This is a genomic window from Chryseobacterium sp. GW821-FHT04C04, from assembly GCF_059420365.1.
Window position 1 is genome coordinate 128,492 of record NZ_JBWKTO010000005.1, and the last position, 22,811, is coordinate 151,302.

General features: G+C 38.4%; 18 protein-coding genes. 10 read left to right on the plus strand and 8 right to left on the minus strand.

Going from position 1 to position 22,811, the window contains the following annotated elements; all coding sequences use genetic code 11:
* Positions 1 to 2: 2 nt before the first annotated feature.
* Both AC07UM_RS17510 and AC07UM_RS17515 read left to right on the plus strand, forming a co-directional pair.
* Complete coding sequence (locus AC07UM_RS17510) at positions 3 to 449, plus strand: nuclear transport factor 2 family protein (RefSeq protein ID WP_494681345.1); 447 nt, start codon at positions 3 to 5, stop codon at positions 447 to 449.
* Positions 450 to 546: 97 nt separating this feature from the next.
* Complete coding sequence (locus AC07UM_RS17515) at positions 547 to 1,758, plus strand: winged helix-turn-helix domain-containing protein (RefSeq protein WP_494681346.1); 1,212 nt, start codon at positions 547 to 549, stop codon at positions 1,756 to 1,758.
* 79 nt (positions 1,759 to 1,837) lie between these two features.
* Here the strand turns inward: AC07UM_RS17515 and AC07UM_RS17520 are convergent, their stop codons facing one another.
* The 7 genes from AC07UM_RS17520 to AC07UM_RS17550 all read right to left on the minus strand — a co-directional run bounded on the left by AC07UM_RS17520 (position 1,838) and on the right by AC07UM_RS17550 (position 8,865).
* Positions 1,838 to 3,346 (minus strand): amidohydrolase family protein, encoded by a 1,509-nt coding sequence (locus tag AC07UM_RS17520; RefSeq protein ID WP_494681347.1) that lies wholly within the window; start codon positions 3,344 to 3,346, stop codon positions 1,838 to 1,840.
* Between the two features lie 128 nt (positions 3,347 to 3,474).
* Complete coding sequence (locus AC07UM_RS17525; protein ID WP_494681348.1) at positions 3,475 to 4,149, minus strand: DNA-3-methyladenine glycosylase family protein; 675 nt, start codon at positions 4,147 to 4,149, stop codon at positions 3,475 to 3,477.
* 14 nt (positions 4,150 to 4,163) lie between these two features.
* Positions 4,164 to 4,676 carry a methylated-DNA--[protein]-cysteine S-methyltransferase gene (locus AC07UM_RS17530; RefSeq protein WP_494681349.1) on the minus strand — a complete coding sequence of 171 codons (513 nt, stop codon included), beginning with the start codon at positions 4,674 to 4,676 and terminating at the stop codon, positions 4,164 to 4,166.
* Entirely contained in the window at positions 4,676 to 6,088 is a 1,413-nt protein-coding gene (locus AC07UM_RS17535) for an MFS transporter (protein ID WP_494681350.1), read from the minus strand. Before AC07UM_RS17535 ends, AC07UM_RS17530 begins: the two co-directional genes overlap by 1 nt.
* 1 nt (position 6,089) lies before the next feature.
* Complete coding sequence (locus AC07UM_RS17540; RefSeq protein ID WP_494681351.1) at positions 6,090 to 6,653, minus strand: TetR/AcrR family transcriptional regulator; 564 nt, start codon at positions 6,651 to 6,653, stop codon at positions 6,090 to 6,092.
* A gap of 169 nt (positions 6,654 to 6,822) precedes the next feature.
* The gene (locus tag AC07UM_RS17545) at positions 6,823 to 7,743 is read right to left on the minus strand and encodes an AraC family transcriptional regulator (RefSeq protein ID WP_494681352.1); all 921 of its coding nucleotides are present in this window, start codon (positions 7,741 to 7,743) and stop codon (positions 6,823 to 6,825) included.
* Positions 7,744 to 7,953: 210 nt separating this feature from the next.
* Entirely contained in the window at positions 7,954 to 8,865 is a 912-nt protein-coding gene (locus AC07UM_RS17550) for an SDR family oxidoreductase (RefSeq protein WP_494681353.1), read from the minus strand.
* Positions 8,866 to 9,058: 193 nt separating this feature from the next.
* Here AC07UM_RS17550 and AC07UM_RS17555 point away from each other — a divergent pair, with 193 nt between their 5' ends.
* The 7 genes from AC07UM_RS17555 (at position 9,059) to AC07UM_RS17585 (ending at position 20,700) form a co-directional block, all read left to right on the plus strand.
* The gene (locus AC07UM_RS17555; RefSeq protein ID WP_494681354.1) at positions 9,059 to 9,517 is read left to right on the plus strand and encodes a hypothetical protein; all 459 of its coding nucleotides are present in this window, start codon (positions 9,059 to 9,061) and stop codon (positions 9,515 to 9,517) included.
* A 105-nt stretch (positions 9,518 to 9,622) separates the two neighbouring features.
* A complete protein-coding gene (locus AC07UM_RS17560; RefSeq protein ID WP_494681355.1) occupies positions 9,623 to 10,708 on the plus strand; it encodes an efflux RND transporter periplasmic adaptor subunit in 1,086 nt (361 codons plus the stop codon).
* 15 nt (positions 10,709 to 10,723) lie between these two features.
* On the plus strand, positions 10,724 to 13,885 hold the full coding sequence (locus AC07UM_RS17565; RefSeq protein WP_494681356.1) for an efflux RND transporter permease subunit: 3,162 nt from the start codon (positions 10,724 to 10,726) through the stop codon (positions 13,883 to 13,885).
* Positions 13,878 to 15,347, plus strand: coding sequence for a TolC family protein (locus AC07UM_RS17570; RefSeq protein ID WP_494681357.1), 1,470 nt, complete (start codon positions 13,878 to 13,880; stop codon positions 15,345 to 15,347). Before AC07UM_RS17565 ends, AC07UM_RS17570 begins: the two co-directional genes overlap by 8 nt.
* 576 nt (positions 15,348 to 15,923) lie before the next feature.
* Entirely contained in the window at positions 15,924 to 16,076 is a 153-nt protein-coding gene (locus AC07UM_RS17575; RefSeq protein ID WP_494681358.1) for a hypothetical protein, read from the plus strand.
* Positions 16,077 to 16,272: 196 nt separating this feature from the next.
* Positions 16,273 to 19,227: a SusC/RagA family TonB-linked outer membrane protein gene (locus AC07UM_RS17580; protein ID WP_494681359.1), complete on the plus strand. Its 2,955-nt coding sequence runs from the start codon at positions 16,273 to 16,275 to the stop codon at positions 19,225 to 19,227.
* 9 nt (positions 19,228 to 19,236) lie between these two features.
* Positions 19,237 to 20,700, plus strand: coding sequence for a RagB/SusD family nutrient uptake outer membrane protein (locus tag AC07UM_RS17585; protein ID WP_494681360.1), 1,464 nt, complete (start codon positions 19,237 to 19,239; stop codon positions 20,698 to 20,700).
* Between the two features lie 347 nt (positions 20,701 to 21,047).
* On the opposite strand, the gene AC07UM_RS17590 is transcribed toward AC07UM_RS17585, so the two are convergent.
* Entirely contained in the window at positions 21,048 to 21,554 is a 507-nt protein-coding gene (locus AC07UM_RS17590; protein ID WP_494681361.1) for a hypothetical protein, read from the minus strand.
* 107 nt (positions 21,555 to 21,661) lie between these two features.
* Here AC07UM_RS17590 and AC07UM_RS17595 point away from each other — a divergent pair, with 107 nt between their 5' ends.
* Complete coding sequence (locus AC07UM_RS17595; protein WP_494681362.1) at positions 21,662 to 22,699, plus strand: serine hydrolase domain-containing protein; 1,038 nt, start codon at positions 21,662 to 21,664, stop codon at positions 22,697 to 22,699.
* The last annotated feature ends 112 nt before the right edge of the window (positions 22,700 to 22,811 follow it).

Below are 22,811 nucleotides of genomic sequence, written 5' to 3' on the forward strand. Positions count from 1 at the left end.
AAATGAACACCGAACAGAAAATACAAGAAGCAGAAGACCGGCTTGCGATCCGCACATTGGTAGACAACTATGCTTTCTGTGCTGATACAAGAGATGCACAGGGGCAAATGGCATTGTTTACAGAAGATACCCATTTCGAAGTCTACTATAATCCAAAATCCGGAGTTCCTTCGCAGGTAATCAGAGGAAGGGCAGATCTGTTTCCTATCTTTGACAATCTGAACACCTATCATTCCACCATGCATTTTAACGGACAAAATTCTGTTGTACTGAATGGAGATCATGCAACAGGTACTGCTTATTGTATGGCTCATCATTTAACAATAGTAGAGGGAAAACAAAAGTTGATGGTTGCTGCCATCCGTTATCATGACCAATTTGTAAAACAGAACGGACAATGGCTTTTCTCTGAACGTAAATTACTGGTTGACTGGATCGAAAACAGATAGAAATACTGAACTCCATCATTGAAAAAACACCTATTTCCCTAAGCTTTCATTATATTTGAAAGAAACATCAGAAACCTGTTGTCTTCGAATTTAAAATATGGAAAAGAAGTTGGCATTAGAACACTTAAAACGTGCAACATTAAACAGCCAGGGGCTGGCGCAAAACTCATCGTTCGGAACTGGAAAGAATGCTGTTCTTCAAGCTTTGGAGCATCTTGGATATATACAGATTGACACTTTGTCTATGGTGGAACGTGCCCATCATCATACTTTATGGACGAGAATTCCTGATTTTCAGGCAGATTTCCTGGAACAGCTGGTAGAAGAGCGTAAAGTATTTGAATATTGGTTTCATGCCGCTTCCTATCTTCCTATACGGGATTTCCGCTATGCTTTGCCCCAAATGCTTACCATCAAACGAGGTGAATCCCGCTACTACAATGCCGATCCTAAAATGATGGAATATGTCATAGATACCATCCGTAATGAAGGTCATAAAAGAGCAAGAGATTTTGAAAACGAAAGCCATAAGACAGGAAGCTGGTGGAATTGGAAACCTGCTAAACTAGCTCTTGAAAGACTTTTTATGCAAGGTGATCTGATGATCAGCGGACGCTCCGGCATGCAGAAAACATATGATCTTACCGAAAGAGTTTTACCTTCTTTCATTGACACCACAGAACCTTCTCAGCTTGAGTTTGCGGAATATCTAGTAAAAACCAATCTCCGTGCCTATGGATTTACGACTTTAAAACAAATCACCCATCTTAGGACTGGAAATGATTTAAAACAAAATGTCAATAAGGTATTACAAACGATGCTTGATGAAGGATTACTATCTCCAATCAAAATAGAAGGATTGCCTTCTGTCTTTGTTCAGAACGAGGTTTTTGAAAAGACATTTGATGCGGTGGATTCCAATATACAGCTCCTGTCTCCGTTTGATAATTCCATTATCCATCGTGACCGGATCAAACAGATTTTTGATTTTGATTTCAGGTTGGAATGCTATGTTCCAAAGGAAAAAAGACAATACGGCTACTTCTGTCTGCCAATCCTGTTTGGCGATCAGTTTATCGGAAGAGTTGACTGCAAAGCTCACAGAAAGGAAAAAAAGTTGGAGCTTATCCATTTGCATATTGAAAACAATACGATAGACATTGAATGGTGGCTTAAACCTTTTATAGAAACTGTAAATCGTTTTGCCATCTTCAATGGTTGCGAGTCTTTACTCCTTACAAAAGTGAGCCCGGCAAAGTTGAACCCAGCTGTAAAAAAGGGATTATCCAAATTCGGATTAAAAAAGTAATTCCTTTTATCTCAAATCAATATTTCTATTAAAAGACAAATCGCATTATGAGTTCCATAATGCGATTTTATTTTTTTGATTAGTCTAATTTCTGATTCGTTTTCTGGACAAAATCATTCCATTGCTGATTCAGGTAGGCCACTGCCTTCTTTTTCTCATTGTCGTTCAAAGAAGAATAATTAATTGAATTAAAAACCAGTTTTTTCAATGCTTTTACATCCAGTTCCCAATACACCATAGCTGCCCAGAAATCATAGCTAAGACCATTATATCCGTACACAGAAGGATCATCGCTATTGATAGAACACTGTACGCCATTGCTTAGTAAAACTCTTGCAGGGTGATTCCTCAGATCGCTCACATATCCCAAAATCTGATTGCTGAGCGGGCTTACCTCAACCAGTTTATTCTGTTTTCTGATCTGTTCCATTGTTTTTGGGAAATAAATCAGATTCAGGCCATGGCCAATTCTTTTATTGTCCAGATGAGCGATGTCCAGAACATTTTCATTAAAGATAGAATTACTTTCTCCGGCGTGAAGGAAAAGAGGCATTTCCATCCCATACTTTTTATTAAGCTCTTTCAATTGGGTCCAGCTTTTCTCAAAAAAACTAATACTGTGTCCCGCAGCCTCATCTGCCACAAGGTCAAAACCTGTGATCATATCGGGAAAATCTTTCTTCAACTCGAAAGCCATTTCCAGCTGTTTATCAATATTATCAGTATCTAAAAATTTAAAGCTGGAATAGATCAGCTTCAAGCTAAACTGCGGGTCTGACTTATGTACTTCTTTAAGAATATCCTGCAGATCTGTAATGGATGTTTTTAAAGGATATTTTCCATTCTTAAAATCATAAAGCTCGTCAAAGATAAACCGGATCTCTACATGCTGAACTTTATCTTTTATCAGGTCCTGAAAGCCTTTCAAATAATATTCTTTAAAGAAAGGACGATAAGGTAATAAGAGGCTGATTCGTTTAAAACGTTTTTCGAATTCAATCCAATAATCCGTGTAAGAGCATAGGTTATCCCTTTTCAGGGTAAGAAGCTCCTGCAGCTGTTTTTCAAAACCAGGATCTGAGCTCAGTTTTTTATCCAGACTGACAAATCCGTTCGGAACTTTTCCTTTTTCAAAAAAAGCAAGTTGTCCAGTAATGAATTGGTCATTGTCTTTCTGATCGTACACATAGCATTCCTGGTATTTTCTGGCAGCTGAAATAACCCATTTCACATCTGTTATCCCTCCACTGTGGGTATGCAGCAAACCTCCTTTCGGCATAGTCTGAAATATTTCAAACAGCTTACTGCGCTCTATCATTGGTTTTATTTCAGTAAAAGAACTGTTATATAACGATATCTTTTTCGCTTCTGTTTCGCTTATAAACTGCTTACGAATCTGGACTATTTTTTTATCCAAGGCTATTTCGGCATCAGACAATTGTATGTCAGCATCAAATGCTAAGGCTTCATTTCCCTGCTTTTCCTTCAGCAAGCTTTGTTGATAGACAGTTTTTTCAACTGTTTTATTTTGGCCCCAAAATAGAGGTGCTCCCAGAAGTGCTATATAAGTAAGGTATTTTTTCATCATAGATCATAATATTAAATTGGAGGGGGTGTCCGTTAAAAGTAGCTTGTTACAGCAAAAATTGTGCAGAATAAAGCTGTTTCAAAAATAATATTAATTTTCTGTTAAAAACCTTCAATAGCTCTTTAAAACTAAACTTTCGCTTTTTTACGGGAATCTGACAGATAGTAATGCCATAGTATCATTGATGCAACTGATCTTAAAGGTGCCCATTGTTTTGTTATTTCAAGGATTTCCTCTTTGCTCATCTTGGGAGAAAGGTTTTTCAGGCGTTTTAAAGCATTTACAGCTGCCAGGTCACCAATAGGAAAAATATCTGTTCTTTGAAGCGTGAACATTAAGTACACATCAATAGTCCAATTACCGATGCCTTTCAGTTGAATTAATGTTTTGCGGACCTCATCATTGGACATTTTCGGCATTTTCTCAAGATTAATTTCTCCATTAATCATTGCTTGTGCCAGCCCTCTGATATAAATCGTTTTCTGGCGGCTTACATAACAGGCTCTCATTTCTTCATCGCTGAGCGTAAGAATCTGCTCCGGAGTGATGCTCTTTATTTTTTCCCTTAACTGCCGTAAAGCTGCCAAAGCCGATGCTAAAGAAACCTGCTGTTCCAGAATAATATGCACAAGCGTCTCAAAAGTATTTTCCCGTGTCCACATCGGCGGATATCCGTGAGTATCTACAATTAATTTTAAATCAGTATCCCGGTCAGCTAAATAATTGCACAATTCATGGAAGTTCTCTGAATGGAAAACCTCTGCCCTAATTGCTGAGATTTCAGAATCTGTTTTTTTATTCATCGGTCCTGTTTTAATTAAAATAAAGAAGGCATTGTATATCCTCTTTCCAGATCCAGAAGTATCGATTTATTTTTTAATCCTCCTGCAAAACCGGTCAGTTTCCCCGATACTCCAATGATTCTGTGACAGGGAACAATGATGGATACTGGATTTTTGTTTAAAGCTCCCCCTACAGCACGGACGGCTTTCACATCGCCCAGGATTTTTGCGAGTTCTCCATATGTTTTTGTCATACCGTATGGAACTTTTAATAAAGCGGTCCAAACTTTAACCTGAAAATCGGTTCCTTTAAAATCAAGAGGTACGGTAAAAATGGTTCTTTTAGTTTCAAAATATTCTTTAAGTTCTTTCTCTGCCTGCAAAATAATTGGATGCTCTTCTCTTTTCACAGGAGCAGAAAGCTTTGTTCTTGTGTAGTCCTCACATTCCCAGATGATCGCGACAAGACCTTTATCAGAAGCAATCACTTTGATCAGTCCTACAGGGGACAAAACATCTTTATAAACCAATGGATCAGGATCTTTCATTATGTCTTTATAATTTTTTTACTGCGTTCATTTACAGATTCTGAGCCTGGTAATACTTGCAGCATTACTCCTACCATAACCAGACAAATCAATATACAAATAATTCCGAAGTGGTAAGCAGTCTGCCAGCTTTCTTTTGAAAAATAGAAAAATACGCCACCAATAACACTTACTCCTAATGCAGAAGCGGTCTGCTGAAAAGTGGAATAAATTCCTGCTGCACCTCCCGCATATTGAGACGGAACATTTTTAAGTGCAATATTCAATAATGAAGGAAGTACAAGACCATTTCCAAATCCCCATGCTGCCATCAATCCTATCACCAATCCGTTACTAATTCCAGGTTTCCAAAGGGTCATCTGAAGATAAAATGCAATAAACAGAATAAGGACGCCTACCTGCAATACCCTCTTTCCATATTTTATAATCAGACGGGAAGCCATTACAGAAGAAACGACAAATAAAATCCCCGGAGCGATAAAATATAAGCCGGAATCAAGGGCTGAAATGCCAAGTCCATTCTGGAGATACACCGCACTCAATAATAGATAGGCGGTATGCAGCATAAAGTGAAATAAAACAGCCGTTAATCCGATATTAAAATCTTTTATTTTAAATAATCTGACGTCAATCAAAGGGTTTCCGTTTCTGCTTAGCTTCATTCTTTGATTATAAATGAAAATAACAAACAGCATAAAAGACAGCCCCAACAGTCCGAAACTCCACAACGGCCATCCTGCCTCCCGCCCCTGAATCAAAGGATAGATAAGGGAAAACAGAGCCAATGTGAGAATGAGTATTCCGGTATAATCAAATTTTGTACTTTCATGTCTGGGGGTTTCAGTAACATATTTATGCGTGGCCCAAAGTGTAATGATTCCTATCGGAAGATTGATAAAGAAAACCAGTCTCCAGCCTTCTATCACCCAATGCGTATCTGATAAATACCCCCCCAGTACCTGCCCTATTGCAGCAGCTGTCCCCAAAGTAATTCCATATAATCCAAATGCTTTTGCCCGTTCTTTGGTATCTATAAAAAGCACCTGAATGAATGCTATCGTCTGTGGAACCATAAATGAAGCGCTTAATCCCTGAAAAAATCTTGTAACGTTCAATTGGAATGCTGATTGTGACAGCCCACATAAACAGGATGCTACGGTAAAGGCAAACATTCCCCAAAAGAAAACTTTTTTCCTTCCGAAGTGGTCTCCAGCCCTTCCTCCTGTAATCAGAAAAGCAGCATATCCGAGGAGATATCCGGCAATCACGAACTGCATTTCGCCATCGGTGGCATGAATTCCTTTTTTAATCGTAGGTATTGCTATATTGATAATAAATACATCGATAACGGAAAGTAAAGGAGCTGCCAGAACAATGATCAGTTCCAGCCATTTATTGTTTGTGTGTTTCATTTTAAATCAGTTTTTGAATAATTTTTTTTGCAGATTGTATTTCATCCGGCTTTTTAAAAACAGAAGCGGTGACAATGGAGCCTTCCAGCATGACATATATTGTTTCTGTCAATTCTTCATCTGTAAGAATCTTTTTGTGACCGGAATTCATGACAAGAGTCCTGATAAAATCTTTGCTGTGAACTTTTGTTGCCTGAATTTCTGCTAAAACCCTGGGATCACTTGTTCCCGCTTCATCATTGGCCTTGATAAACGGACAGCCCCCATACTGCCTGATCTCCTGTCGTTTGGTATGGTGATCAAAAATAGCCAGTAATTTTTCCTTCGGATCGCTCACTTCGCTGACGCTTGCTTCAAGCCTGCTAAACCAAAGCTGATGCATACGCTGGATATAGGCGACCAATAGATCCGCCTTTGTTTCAAAATGTTTATACAAAGACGCTTTTGCTATATCAGATTCACTGATGATCTGATTAATACCTGTATTACTATACCCTTGCTCGTAGAATAGTTTTTCTGCGGTATCTAAAATTTTGTCAATGACAACCTGTCCTCTCTGTTTCATGAAGCAAAGGTATGCAATAAATAGACAACTTTGTCTATTTATTATTTTAGCTTTTCTCTATTTGCTTCATTGATTTTGTCTAGCTTGATCTTAAAAAACCACGGCATCATTTATTTTTTAAAATGATGCTGTGGTTCTGTATTTATCAGAAAAGTGTATTATTTCCTATTTACCGAAACGAGGTTCTAAACTCCAGTGGAGAAAGAAGTGTCTTATTTTTAAACAGTTTTGTAAACGACTGTGGGTGCTCAAAACCTAATTCATAAGCGATTTCACTTACAGATAAATCTGTGGTAGAGAGTTTTTCTTTAGCCTTTTCAATCAATTTTTCATGGATCAATTGCTGAGTACTCTGGCCCGTAAGCGTTGTTAATAAGCGGCTAAGATAATTGGGAGATATCCCAAGTTCACTGGCAACAAACTGAACCGTAGGCAATTCTTTTGAAACCAGATCATTATCACTAAAATAACGATCTAATAAAGACTCTAAGCGGTTAAGAATACTATGATGGGTAATTTTTCTGGTAATAAACTGGCGTTCATAAAACCTTTCGGAATAATTGAGTAATGTTTCAATATGTGAAATGATAATATTCTGACTGAATTTATCAATCACCGAATGATACTCCTGCTCAATATTTTCTATAATTCCATTGATGGTAAGTTCTTCTTTTTTGGAGAGAAACAAAGCCTCATTCACTGAATAATCAAAAAAATCATATTGTTTGATAGTTTTAGCGAGCAATGTTCCCCACAGAAAATCAGGATGAATCAGGAGCATCCAGCCAGATTGCCTTTCCTGAGAACCCGCTTCCGCTTCAATTCTGAAAACCTGATTGGGTGAAATGAAAAACAGGGTTCCTTCATCAAAATCATACTCCTGCTGACCGTATTTCAACTTACCATTGATTCCTATTTTTAAAGAAATCTGGTAAAAATCCAACATCCAGTTGACCGCTCCAATATCTGAAGGCCGCTTTACATCTTTATAGTCGATCACGCTGATCAGCGGATGCTCAGGAGGCGGCAGCCCTCTTGAACGGTGAAATTCTGTGATGGATTTTATTCTTTTTGTAACCCGTCGTTCCATATCTATAAAATTACAAATTGTTTTTCAACGAACTTTATTATTTCCCTTATAAGCTCTATTAAAAGAAAAATCAAAGATTTTTAAAACTTATGTGAACTTACTCTACACACAAATATTCTCTTAAGCTTACTTAAGTGTGTTTATATCTTTTGTGACTTTTATGGTTTGATTTCCCCACAGATCGCACAGATTTTCACAAATGTTAGTGCTTTATTCTCCAGCATTATGATAAGCAGCAGCAAATTCCTTTGCAAACCCGGCCAGTTTTACTTTTCCCAAAACAGGCTGATGCTGATAATAGTCTTCATAGAGAATTCCGCTTCCCTGAGCGGCCTGCGTTTCTACAAAACCTCTTGCTACCTGTTCATTGAACCCGATATCAAGCCAGTTTTTTAATAATTCTTCATCTGAAATCACCTTCCACTCTAAATCCGGTTTATCGATAGATTCTCCCAGCGCTTTTGTAATTTCATCAGGAGAAACCTCATCACTGGCTACATAGCGCACTTCCCTTTCCGTAAATGGTTTCTCCATTTCTTCAGCGACAGCATCTGCAATATCCAGTGGAGAAACCCAGGGCTCTTTTTGATTTCCACCCCAATTGGAAATAATCGCTCCTTTATTTTTTATCGTATTAATGAACGAAAACATATTGAAATAAATACCGACAGGACGAATGAATTTAATCACAACATCATCAGCTAATTGTTTCAAAATCTGTTCTACATGATAATGAAATACAATAATACCTGTTCCTTTATTTGTATGGGCTCCAATACTGCTGAGGTGGATAATCTTCTTCACTCCCGAACGTTCCACGGCAGTTTTGTAATTTTGTCCAATTCTACTGATGGCTCCAATAAAATCAATGTTTTTATCAAACATATCACCTGCTGCTTCCATTGTTTCCATTAAATAGACAATATCCGCTCCTGTAAATGTTTCTGCGAGAAAATCTACATCAAACATACTTCCTATAGCGGCTTTTGCACCCAACGCTCTGATAGAACCTGCCCGTTCTTCATTACTGCTAATCACTGTTACCGAATGTCCTTTTTGTATAAGTTCTTTGGTAAGTGGTTTTCCGATGTTCCCGATGGAACCTGTTAAAACAATATTCATTTCTTTAATTTTTTGTTAGAGCAAAATTCTGAAATACCTCTAAAGATGACTTCGCCGAATCTATCTTCTTCTTAGCCAAAAAAGGAAACTTGATGAATAGATGTGTTTTTTCGGTAAACAGAACGCTTTTTAACACTTTTTTAATCTATAACGGTTGCACCTATTTTGAACTTTACCTACCTTTGCCTCTGGGATGCGGAAAAGATTTTATCAATATTTGTACAGCTTGTTATTTGCATTGCTTACCGTTTTAGGTTGGTACTATGGGCAAATCCAGCAGTATGTTTCAACAGATATTTCTTCCGAACTTCATTTTACCACTGATCTTCTTGTTCATCAGAATAAAAGCTTCAAAGCATCTTTTGCGTTTCTTAAAAACCACGAGGCTAATGATGCTTACAATGTCAGCCATCCCCGCTACAACAAAATCAGAGCTAATCTTTCTGAAAACGACAACGAAAATGACGACAATGTAGAAACATCCGGTTCTACTGAGCTTCTCGCTCTTTTCAAAGATGGTTTCTGGCATCTGATCTCAGGTTTTGTTACTACATTTCACGACAGACAAATCGCTGTTTCACTTGCTCAATCCGAACATTTAAAGCCTTTAGATGATGATCTGTACATCCAGTACAGGGTCATCAGACTGTGATTTTATAGTAATTTTTTCGAAAACCTTATATGCTTTCAAATCCTAATTTGAGAGCAGGTAACTCTATTTTTTCAATTATAAATTATTATAAAAACAAAATTTATCATGGTCAAGAAAAGTCTCATGTATATCAACTTGTGCCTTATTTTCTTGTTTGTAGGCTGTCAATCTGAAAAAAAGGAAAAAGCAGAAGCAGCGTCATTCAACGTTACAAGCCCGCTTATAAAAGATACTTTAGTTAACAAAGATTATGTTGCGCAGATTCGTTCTATTAATCATATTGAGCTTCGTGCCCAGGAAAAAGGATACATCCAGTCTATTTATGTAGATGAAGGGCAATTCGTACAAAAAGGGCAGCTGATGTTCAAAATCATGCCTAATTTATATGAATCGGATGTAAACCGCGCCAAAGCAGAGTCTAAATATGCACAGATTGAATATCAGAATACCAAAAACCTTTCCGACAAAGACATCGTTGCTCCTCAGGAAATGGCAATGGCCAAAGCAAAATATGAAAAAGCCCAGGCTGAGCTTGCTTCAATGAATACCCATTTGAGATTCACCGAAATCCGTGCTCCTTTTACCGGAATTGTAGGAAAATTACATGTAAGAAAGGGAAGCCTTGTAGATGAAGGTGAACTTGTAACGGAACTTTCCGACAACAGCAAAATGTGGGTATATTTCAATGTACCGGAAGCAGAATATCTTAATCAGATGGATGCTAAAAAGGATAATAATCCAATGCATGTACGCCTGAGAATGGCCAATGGCAAAGAGTTCACTCAAGACGGTGTGGTACAGACCATAGAGTCTGATTTTGACAATGAAACAGGGAATATTGCCTACAGAGCTACATTCCCCAACCCAAAAGGGCTGTTAAGATACGGAGAAACCGGGAACATCGTTATTACTTCACCTTATGCCAATGCCATGATGATTCCTCAGAAAGCCACTTTTGAAGAACTGGAAAAGAAATATGTCTATGTGATTGGCAAAGACAACAAAGTGCATGCAAGAGAAATAAAAGTCGCTGCTGAACTGCCACACATGTATGTAGTTTCTTCCGGACTTGGAAAGGATGACAGAATCTTGCTGGAAGGGCTTAGAATGGTTCAGGAAAACCAAAAGATTGGTTCAAAATACCAAAAACCTGAAAAAGTAATGTCGAATCTGGATCTGTACGCCGAGTAACCCAAAAACAGCATTATGTTTAAAAAAGTAATACACCGACCGGTTTTCGCTATCGTAATATCGGTTGTCATTCTGTTTATGGGAGGTATCGCCATGAAACAGCTTCCTACAGAGCAGTTTCCCAAAATTGCCCCTACTACAGTAGCAGTTTCCATTGCCTATCCGGGTGCAAGTGCAGATGTATTGGTAAAATCATCTCTGATTACGATCGAAAATGCTATCAACGGAGTTCAGGGAATGCGTTACATCACTACCGATGCCACCAGTGCCGGAGAAGCTACGGTAAACGTTGTCTTTGATCCCGGAACCGATCCCAATGAAGCGGTAGTTCTGGTAAAAACCAGAGTGGATCAGGTAATGCCTTTACTGCCGGAGCTTGTACAAAAAGAAGGAGTGGTGGTAAACCCGATTCAGCCAAGTATGTTGATGTACGTGAATCTCTACAGTACAAATAAAAGTATGGATGAAAAATTCCTGTACAACTACTCTATGGTGAATATCATCCCGGAAATTAACCGTATCCACGGGATTGCAAAGTCTCAGATTCTGGGTAGCCGAAGATATGCCATGCGTATCTGGCTGAATCCTGATCGTATGCGTGCGTATTCTATTTCTGTAGATGAGGTCATGAAGGCTATTGGTGAGCAAAGTATCATTGGTCGTCCGGGAAGAATCGGACAGAGTTCCGGTATTGCAGCACAATCCCTGGAATATGTATTGACTTATAAAGGACAATACAACAAACCGGAAGAGTATGAAAATATCATTGTCCGTTCCAATGCAGAAGGAGAAAATGTGAAACTGAAGGATATTGCCAAAGTAGAATTAGGAAGTGAATTCTTTGATATTTATTCTAATCTTGACGGGCATCCTTCCGCTTCTATCGTTTTAAAACAAAACTACGGAAGTAATGCCAATGATGTGATCCGAGATGTGAAAGCGAAACTTGCAGAAATGAAAGGAAACTTCCCGCCAGGTGTTGATTATAAAATCAGTTATGATGTGTCGCAATTCCTGGATGCCTCTATTGAACAGGTAATGCATACTTTAAGGGACGCATTTATCCTCGTTGCCATTGTGGTTTTCATTTTCCTTGGTGACTGGCGTTCTACGTTGATTCCTATTATTGCCGTACCGGTTTCTTTGATTGGAACTTTCTTTGTCATCCAGTTCTTCGGATTAACCATTAACCTTGTTACCCTTTTCGCACTGGTATTGGCAATCGGTATTGTGGTGGATAACGCGATTGTAGTGATAGAAGCCGTTCACGCTAAAATGGAAGACAGTAATATTTCGCCTTATAAAGCTGTAAAAGAAGTGATGGGTGAAATTGCAGGAGCTATTATTGCCATTACAGCCGTAATGGTGGCTGTGTTTATTCCTATTTCCTTTATGACGGGTCCTGTGGGAACTTTCTACCGTCAGTTTTCTATTACCATGGCAAGTTCTATTGTGATTTCAGCAGTAGTAGCGCTTACACTGACTCCGGTTTTGGCAGCAATGTTATTGAAGAACCATCATGGAAAGCCTAAAAAAGTAAATATTTTCACCAAAGCGTTAGATTCTTTTAACGGAGCATTTGATAAAGTAACAGGAAAATACGCTTCATTCCTTAGAAAAATCGTAAGCCGAAAGATAGTCACATGGGGAATCCTGATTGCTTTCTGTGCCGGAATTGTTATGATTAATAAAGTACTTCCGGGCGGATTTATTCCAAATGAAGACCAGGGAACCATCTATGCCATTATCCAAACTCCTCCGGGCTCTACTCTGGAACAAACCAATAAGGTTTCCAGAACATTACAGAAAATCTGTATGGGAGTAGACGGTGTGGAATCTGTATCATCACTGGCAGGATATGAGATCATGACGGAAGGCCGTGGTTCGAATGCGGGAACCTGTCTGATTAATCTTAAAAGCTGGAACGACCGTGAGCATTCTGTAAAGGAAATCATGGAAGAATTGGAAGAAAAATCTAAAGATCTCGGAGCTACCATTGAGTTCTTTGAACCACCGGCTGTACCAGGATTCGGATCTTCGGGAGGTTTCTCTATGAGACTTCTAGATCTGAACAGAACGACTGATTATCAGGAATTTGATAAAGCCAATAAAGATTTCATTGCCCAGCTTAAAAAGCGTAAGGAACTTTCAGGAGTGTTCACCTTCTTTGCTGCCAATTATCCGCAGTATGAACTCGTTTTTGATAATAATTCAGCGATGCAGAAAGGAGTTTCTATCGGAAAAGCGATGGATAACCTCAACATTCTGATCGGTAGTACCTATGAACAGGGCTTTATCCGTTTCGGACAGTTCTTTAAAGTATATGTACAATCGTCTCCGGAATTCAGAAGGCTTCCTACGGATATTATGAATCTGTATGTAAAAAATGACCGTGATGAAATGGTTCCTTATTCAGCATTTATGACAATGAAAAAGACACAGGGACCTAACGAAATCACCCGTTACAACATGTACAATTCTGCGGCAATCCGTGGACTTCCGGCTTCCGGCTATACAACAGCGGATGCCATTCAGGCCATCAATGAAACGGCAGCTAAAACACTTCCTCACGGATACAAAGTAGCTTGGGAAGGATTGTCTTACGATGAGGCACAACGTGGTAATGAAGCGATCTACGTATTCCTTGTTGTTTTGGTATTTGTATATCTGGTCCTGGCAGCTCAGTATGAAAGTTTCCTTATTCCGTTTGCAGTACTTTGCTCTTTACCGGTGGGAGTTTTCGGGTCTTTCTTATTATTAAAAGCGATGGGACTGGAAAATGATATCTATGCACAGGTAGGATTGATTATGATTATCGGATTATTGGGTAAAAATGCAGTACTTATTGTAGAATTTGCCGTGAAAAGACGTCAGGCCGGAGATTCTATTCTTGAAGCAGCTGTAGAAGGATCTAAAGCCCGTTTCAGACCCATCCTGATGACTTCTTTCGCCTTTATTGCAGGATTGGTTCCGCTTGTTTTTGCAAGAGGTGCAGGAGCCATCGGAAATCACACCATCGGAGCCTCCTCACTGGGTGGAATGCTGATAGGTACTCTTTTCGGAGTGATTGTAATTCCGGGGCTCTACTACATATTTGCCAAGTGGTCTGACGGCAAAAAAATGATTAAAGACGAAGATGAATCTCCATTAAGCGAAGACATGATCCATTATGAATAAAAGAAAAATATATCAATATGCAGGTCTGGCAGTCGTCTTATTAAGTCTTACTGCCTGTAAACCTATCGAAATAGAACAGCGTGCTGAACATAAAACCGTCCCTGAAAAATACGGTTCAGCAGAAAATGACACCCTCAATACGGGAAAAATGAAGTGGAATGAATATTTCAGTGATCCGCATCTTCAGGAACTGATTACTCAGGCTCTTCAGAATAATCAGGAACTGAATATTGTCCTTCAGGAAATTGAAATATCTAAAAATGAAATCAAAGCCAGAAAAGGTGAATATCTTCCGTCTGTAGGTTTAAAAGCAGGTGCAGGTGTAGACAAAGTAAGCCGTTACACCAATATCGGAGCTATGGAAGCCAATACAGAAATAGAACCCGGCAGAGAAATGCCTGAGCCTTTGTTTGACTTTGGAATTGGTGCCCAGGCACAGTGGGAAACGGATATCTGGGGTAAACTTCATAATGCTACAAGAGCACAGGTACAGCGGTATCTTGCCGGCATTGAAGGAAAGAATTTTATGACCACTCATCTTATTTCAGAGATTGCAGATTCTTATTATGAGTTGCTGGCACTGGATAACGAACTGGTCATTTTGAATCAGAATATCAAAATTCAGAATGATGCACTGGAGATTATCAAAGATTTAAAAAAGAATGCCAGATCCAATGAACTGGCTGTTCAGAGATTTGAAGCCCAGGTTCTGAAAACCCAGGGGATGCAGTATGACATTCAGCAAAAGATTGTTGAAACTGAAAATACAGTCAATTATCTGGTGGGCAGGTTTCCGCAATCTGTAGAAAGGAGTCAGAATTCTTTTGATTCTGTTGTTCCACAAGCCGTGTACGGAGGGATACCTTCTGAGCTTTTGGAAAACCGTCCGGATATTAAACAGGCTGAGTATGAACTGGCAGCAGCCAAACTTGATATCAAAGTGGCTAAAGCAAGATTCTACCCTTCTCTTGATCTTTCTGCAGGAGTCGGTTTACAGGCTTTTAATCCGTTGTATATCATCAAGCCTCAGTCGTTTCTGTTTTCTGTTGCCGGAGAGCTTACGGCTCCACTGATCAACAGAAGAGCAATTAAGGCGGCTTATTATAATGCCAACGCAAAGCAAATCCAGGCGGTATATCATTATGAGCAAACTGTTTTGGGAGCTTATATAGAAGTAGCCAACCAGTTGTCTAAAATTCATAATCTGGAGAGCAGCGTGAATATCAAAACAAAGGAAGTGAATGCTTTAACAATGTCTGTTGATATTTCTAACGATCTGTTCAAATATGCCCGTGCCGATTATATGGAAGTCTTGCTGACTCAGCGGGATGCGCTGGAATCCAAGTTTGAACTGGTAGAGAAGAAAGTCAATCAACTTAAAGCAAGTGTTGCAGTATACAGAGCACTTGGTGGTGGCTGGGATCAGAATTCTCTGGCTGTTCCGGACATTCGTAAACAATAAATTCTTTTCAATCTTGTTTTTATAGGAGTCTGCTGAAAAGCAGGCTTCTTTTTTTAGATTATGGCTAAGGTTACTCTTGTTTAACATTGTAATTTTTCCCACAGATTTCAGAGATCAACACAGATATTTAAGCTCATTTTCTCCATTCATAATCCAGCCCTTCCCCTAGCCCTGATAGCAGCGGTTACCCCGGAACAGGCAATGAGACCCTTTGGCTATGCAGAGGGTGGCAGGCAGGCGTGAGGAGTATGAGCGGATAGCAGGATAAAGCTCTTAATCCCCACTCTCATCATTTTTCATGCTATAAAATAAATTAAAAGTCTACAAAATCAATGGACTTATTGTGTTAATTTTAATTCACCATGAAAAAGGTTCTTTTTTATAATTTTTTAACATTTTCAAATACAATCACAACTAATTGTTTTTCAAGAAAATACATTAATAAAATCATTTTCCATTTGATTAACCTACTAATTTAGTAGACTAATATGATTTATCTCATACCCCTCTTTTATCATGATTTACCAATTATTAAATAATTTTGACCCAGTTAAAAAAAACATAAACTTTATTCTCATGAATAAAAACACCTTTAATTCTTACTATTGCACCCTTCTGGCGGCAGCTCCTGCAAAACATAAATGTTCCGCAGTGCCTTCCCATTCACAGCACAACTCTATTTCTCAAGACATGTGCTTTGATATGATGTGCAAAATGATGATGTCATAGCTTTCTAAAAGATACATTCATTACTGTAGGAATTAAAGCCAAAGAATTCAAGGCTTCTTTAATCCGGGTACATCTCCTGTAAATTTTAATATTTTATTTCTTACACCTCCCTGAAAAAGGAGGCAGGAAATCTCATTATTTCTTACAGAGATCAACAGTAATACACAGTTCAATTTTAACCCTAGATTAATATATAATGAAAAAGAAACAATGCAAACTTGGTGTATTGGCCTTACTCCTATTTGCGGAATATGGTTTTGCACAAAGTAAAGACAGCCTTTCCAAGGAAACCTCCATCAAAGAAGTCGTGGTGGTAGCTTTTGGAAAGCAGAAAAAAGAAGAAATCACAGGATCTGTACAGTCATTGAAGGCCAAAGACCTCTCTAATCTTCAGAACGGAAATATCCTTCAGGGAATTGGAGGAAAAGTAGCAGGAGTACAGGTAATCTCCTCCGGACAACCGGGCTCCCAGCCCACTATCAGAATGAGAGGAATAGGTTCCATCAACGCGTCCAGTGACCCGCTAATTGTACTGGATGGTATTCCGTACAGCGGAAACCTCAACAGTATTGCATCATCGGATATTGAAAGTATTTCATTTCTTGAAGATGCTTCATCAAATGCTTTATATGGTTCCAGAGGGGCTAACGGAGTTATTATCGTCAATACAAAAAGAGGTAAAAACAAAGGACTGAGTATTGAGGCAGATGTAAGAACCGGGGTCAATTTTAGATCTATTGAAGACTATTCCGTCTATACTTCTCCACAGGATTATTACACCGCTTATTATAACAGAGCCAGAATTGGTGAGATTGCAAGACTGAAACAACCGGGAGCTGTTCCTTCCGGACCAAGTCCCCATGATGTAGGACTTGCTGCACTGAACAAACTGGGATATGATGCTTATAATATACCGTTCAATCAACTGATTTCAAAAGATGGATTTTTCAATCCTGATGCCAAGTTATTATACCAGGACAACTGGAAAAAACTGCTTTTCAGACCGGCTTTGAGAAGAGAAGCTACCGTAGGTATCAATGCCAACAGTGATCAGGTAAAATCATATACTTCCCTTAATTATCTGGATGATAAAGGCTACTTAATTTCTTCAGGTTTTGAACGATTCGGGATCAGATCAAATGTAGACTATAATATTACTTCAAAATTGAAGCTGACAAGTGCTTTATCTTATACGTACAGCAAACAGGATTTTGGGGAAACGGGAGGCTTTTCCAATCCTTTCCAGTTTGCCAGAAATATTGCTCCTTTCTATCCTGTCTTTCTTAGAGATGATAACTATCAGAGGCTTTATGACAATAATGGAAATGCCTTATACGACTATGGAGACGGTCAGGGATCCAACGGAGCGACAAGATCTTATGCCGTTTTTGAAAACCCTGTTGGGAACCTCCAAAAAGATAAGTCTCAGATCGTAAGTAATATCACCAACCTTAACCTTGGTTTAAATTACGAAATCATCAAAGGATTGGATTTCACTTATAACTTTGGTGCTTATCTCGAAAATACCAGAAACCTGCAGTTCGGGAATACCGAAGGAGGAACTTCATCTTCTGTAGGCGGTACTATTTCGCAAGGTTCTAATTTTAAATATACGTTGAACCACCAGCAATTGCTTACTTATCAGAAAAAGTTGGGAAATCACAGCTTTAATATTCTGGTTGGACATGAACTGAATAAGATAAAAGATGATGGGTTTTCAGGATCAAAACAGCAGCTTTTATTACCCAATTCCCAATCTTTTGACAATGCTGTAAAGATTACCGATTTATCAGGAAGCGGATATGAATATGCTGTAGAAGGATATTTCACGAGATTACTGTATAATTATGACGGGAAATATTTCTTTAATGCCAATATCCGTAGAGACGGTTCTTCAGTTTTTTCTCCGGAAAGCAGATGGGGAAATTTCTATGGGCTGGGACTGGCATGGAATATAGCAAAAGAAGATTTCCTTAAGGACAACACTGTCATTAATTCTTTAAAATTAAAAGCTTCTTACGGACAGCAGGGAAATGACAACATTCTTCTGAGTGGTTCCACCAGAGATTATTATGCTTATCAGGATATCTACGGGATTAATAATTTCGGGGATGACAAACCAGTTCTATCTCTTAAAAAGCAGGGAAATAAAGACTTAAAATGGGAAACTTCCAAAAACCTGAATGCCGGTTTTGAAATCTCATTTTTAAAAAACAGAATAAACCTGAATGCAGATTATTTTGAAAGGAAAGTATCCGATATGATCTATACCCTTCCTCTTCCTCCATCCAATGCAGGTTCTTATGTGAAATACGGAAACATTGGGGATATGACGAACAGAGGTGTTCAGGCTAATATAAGTGTAGATATTCTTCGTGGTGACGAGTTCCAGTGGAGTATTTATGCCAATGCCACACATTATAAGAATAAGATCACCCGATTGCCAGCCGAGCAAAGAAATACAGGTTTGGTTTCCGGATTGTTTATTCTGACAGAAGGAGGAGACCGCTATACTTATTTCCTTAAAGAATTTGCCGGGGTAAATCCTGATAATGGTGATGCTTTATGGTACCGTACCTCTATAAATCCTGTCACTCAGAAAGAGGAAAGAACAGTGACCAACAATTATAAAGAAGCTACTGACTATAACACCGGAAAATCAGCCATTCCGAAGGTATATGGTGGATTCGGAACCGATTTTAGCTATCAGAGATTCAATCTGGCTGTGAATTTTGCATATCAGTTTGGCGGATATGGTTATGATGATGTGTACAGAAGTTTATTCCATTCCGACAGCTATGGTTCTAACTATTCTACAGATCTGGATAAAACATGGACTCCGGAAAATCCAACTGCCGCTTTACCAAGGGTAGATCTTAATGCAACGAATCAAAACGGAAACTCTACGCTTTATCTTATCAAATCAGATTATATCAGTCTTCAGGATATAACCCTTTCCTATCAGCTTCCTGATGGCTTTGCACAACAAGCTGGTTTATCAGGACTTAAAATTTATGTGACAGGAAACAATCTGTATCTGTGGTCTAAAAGAAAAGGATATGATCCAAGAACCTCATTGACAGGAGTTTCGGATTCATATCGATATTCTCTGTTGTCCAGTGTTTCCTTAGGCTTTAAACTTAACTTTTAAAAGAATGCAATGAAAAAAATAAAATACTTTATAGCAGCGGCAGGCATAGGCTTTATTACTGCCAGCTGTGCCAATGATCTCAATACTTTACCGGAAGGTGATATTTCCGGTGAACAGCTGAATAATGACTCTTCCACTCCGGAAAAAATTCTAGGCGGAGTATATCTTGACCTTCGCAGTAATGGGGCCGGTGGTACTACCGTTCACTCAGATTTCGGAATTATGGGGATCAAAGCAGGTGCCGATTTGATGTCCAATGATGTCATCCAGTCTACCAACCAGCATTTGGGAATGTTTTATAATTATGAAGCTACCAATGCCAGCAATATTGCTTCTGAGATTGTATGGACCACTTTTTATGCAAGAATATTTGTGATCAACAAGCTTCTTGATGGTCTGGATAAGAATGCCAATGCAAAAAACAGAGCGATTGCAGGGCAGCTGCTCGCTTTGAGAGCTTACTCCTACTTTTATCTGGTTCGTTTCTATGCCAATGACTATAATGGCCATCAGTCTGAACCGGGACTTCCACTGGCTCTTACAGCAGCCAATCCGAGCCAGGGTTTACCAAGATCAACGGTTTCTGAAGTGTATGTACAAATCAAGAAAGATATTGAAGAGTCTATCGGTCTTTTAGATACGTATGCGCGCCCATCCAGAGCCCAGATAGACCAAAGAACCGCCAAAGCCATTGCAGCTGAGGTATTTTTGCAAACCGGAGATTACACCAAAGCAATTAAATACGCTGAAGAAAGTAAGCAGGGAGTCGCCCTTATGACAGAGGACGATTATACCTCTACCGGATTTTCCAACATCAATAATCCTGAGGTTATATGGGGTTTTCATAATACAATTTCCACGATGAGTATTGGAAATTATTATGCTTCGTTCTTCTCCATGTTTGATAATACCAACGAAGGATATGCCGGTGCTGCACAGATCCGTAAGCTGATTGACAAACGTCTTTATGAAGCGATCCCGGCGACAGATTACCGTAAAAAAGTATTTAACGGCAGTCAGAATGCGGCTTATACTTTTAACGGAAAAACAAAAAATTATCCACCGTATGTAAGCTGGAAGTTTAAAGATCCTACCCTTTTTGAAGGAGATTATATTTATATCAGAGCTTCCTCATTGTATTATATACAAGCAGAAGCCCTTGCCAGACAAGGAAGAGAAACGGAAGCAAGACAGGTATTATTCGACATTACATCGAAAAGGGATAAAGCCTACACGCTATCTACAAAATCAGGCAATGAGCTTATCAATGAAATTGTCCTACAAAAAAGGATAGAACTTTGGGGTGAAGGCTATGCATGGTTTGATATGAAAAGATTAAATACCCCTTTGGAAAGAGTATACACAGGAACGAATCACACTTTTGGAAGGTTTAACCTGACACCAGATAAATTCAGATTCCAGATTCCTAATAAAGAGATTAATAATAACCCACAAATCAAGCAGAATGAGTAGATAAACCAAAAACAATTTTACATTCAAATATATTCAGTGACGAGGCGCCATTTACTTGTAAATGGTGCCTTTTTATTGATAATTACTGAGTTGTAAGTTTCTTAAACGCAAAGTTTTATTATTTAAATAATTATTAAAGAAGGCAAAGTAAGCAACAAAGTCGCTGATGAAGCTGCATGATAGTGCGTATGCTTAAACAGAATCAATGTAATTGATTCCGCCTTTGCTTTCTAAAAAATTATGAAAGTAGTAATTCAACTTTGCGTTAAAATAATTTTCTCCTCTATTTTTTTAAATCTGCTTAATTTGCAAGATCTGCGAGAGATAAAAATGATAAATTATGTTGTTTATTTTATAATAATATCAGACTTATAATTATCTTTCAATAGCGCTCCATTTTTATACAGCCGTTGGTTGATTACCTTACCTTTTTCATTAAAATAAAGCCATAGTGCATTTTTTCTTCCTAAAGAATCAAGCCGCCCCATTTCTTTCGGCATTTTGTTATTGTGAAGAATCTGTACTGGAAATAGTCCTTTCAGATCTTTCAACGAATCCATTTTTTCAGGAATCAGTTCAGATTCATTACCGATTTTGAATATATATTGATTTCCTTTGCCGCTTTTCAAAATCAATTCATCCCCTGACACCTCGTATTTTCCGTCTGAAAAAGGAGCTGTTGTTATCTGGTCATAACTTACATGTTCTGTTTTTAAAAATTCAAAAGTTCCATTTTTGATATAAAGAGAATATTTTCCGTTCCCGGATTCCAGCTCAACATATTTCGGGTATTCTTTATCTTTTTTACAGGAAATAATGGAGACAAGAACTATAGAAAGGTTAATAATTTTCATGGAAACTAATTTATTAAAATTATTAGAATAAAAGAAAAAAGGAAATACATATATTTGGAATCCTTTCCATTCACAAATCCCAGTTTTCAAGCCGTAAAAAATAAACAATGACCAAAATAAAATTACTTTTCACAGGTGTATTTTCTACCTTGCTATCTATTACTGCAGCAGCTCAGAAAAAAGATATTTATAAACACAGAATAGACAGCATCATAACGGCTTCCAGTCCTATTGCATTCAACGGCGTTGTTTTGGTTGCCCAGAAAGGAAAAATACAATATCTGAAATCAAATGGCTACAGAGATTTTGACAAGAAGGTTTCTTTGAAAACGGATGACCAGTTTGAAATCATGTCAAATTCAAAGCAGATCACAGCAGTTTTGATTGTACAGGCTGCTGAACAGGGAAAACTCAACCTTCATATCCCTATAAAAAAATACCTGCCCTCACTTACACAGACCTGGGCAGATACAGTTACAATACATCACCTTCTGAACCACACCCACGGTATCACAGATATCAATAAACCTACCGCTTTCAAAACCGGTTCCCAATTCAAATATGGTAATCTTTCTTATAGGCTATTGGGTGAAATTCTTAAAAACACGACTGGAAAAACCTTCACAGAACTTGCCAACTCCCTTTTCAAAAAGCTGAAAATGGATAAAACATTTGTTTACAATACCAAGAATAAGCAGGCTCTTGTTCCCGGCTATATAAGCATAAACAATCAGTTTGAAAAAGTGAAAGAATCATTTCTGAATGATGATTTAGCTCCTGCTGCAGGTATCATTTCCACGGTGCAGGATCTCGCAAAGTGGGACCAGGCATTATTCAAAGGAAAACTTCTCTCTCCGGAGTTTCAAAAACAGATGCTGACCCCTTCTACAACCTCTCAACACAATGTCTTCGGAAAAGAAAGTATGGGATTCGGGTATAATGTGAGATTTATCAAAGAAGCGGGCTTAGATTATTTTGCCGTAACAGGTCTTGGTGACGGATTCACCTGCCTTAATGCCTACTTTCCTGCTACGGATACCACTTTGATTATCCTCGAAAACCAAATGCCTGAAAAAAGTGAATACTGGAGCTTTAAAGAAGCATCAATCAAGAATGTAGTCCTGAAAGCAATTACCTCTAAGTAAATCAAGAAAGTATCCTATAAAATATCTGTCATAGACCTTAAAACATACTGCCATCAATTTTATCCCAGATAAAATCCTGGCGTCTTACAACATACCTTTTATACTATTTTGC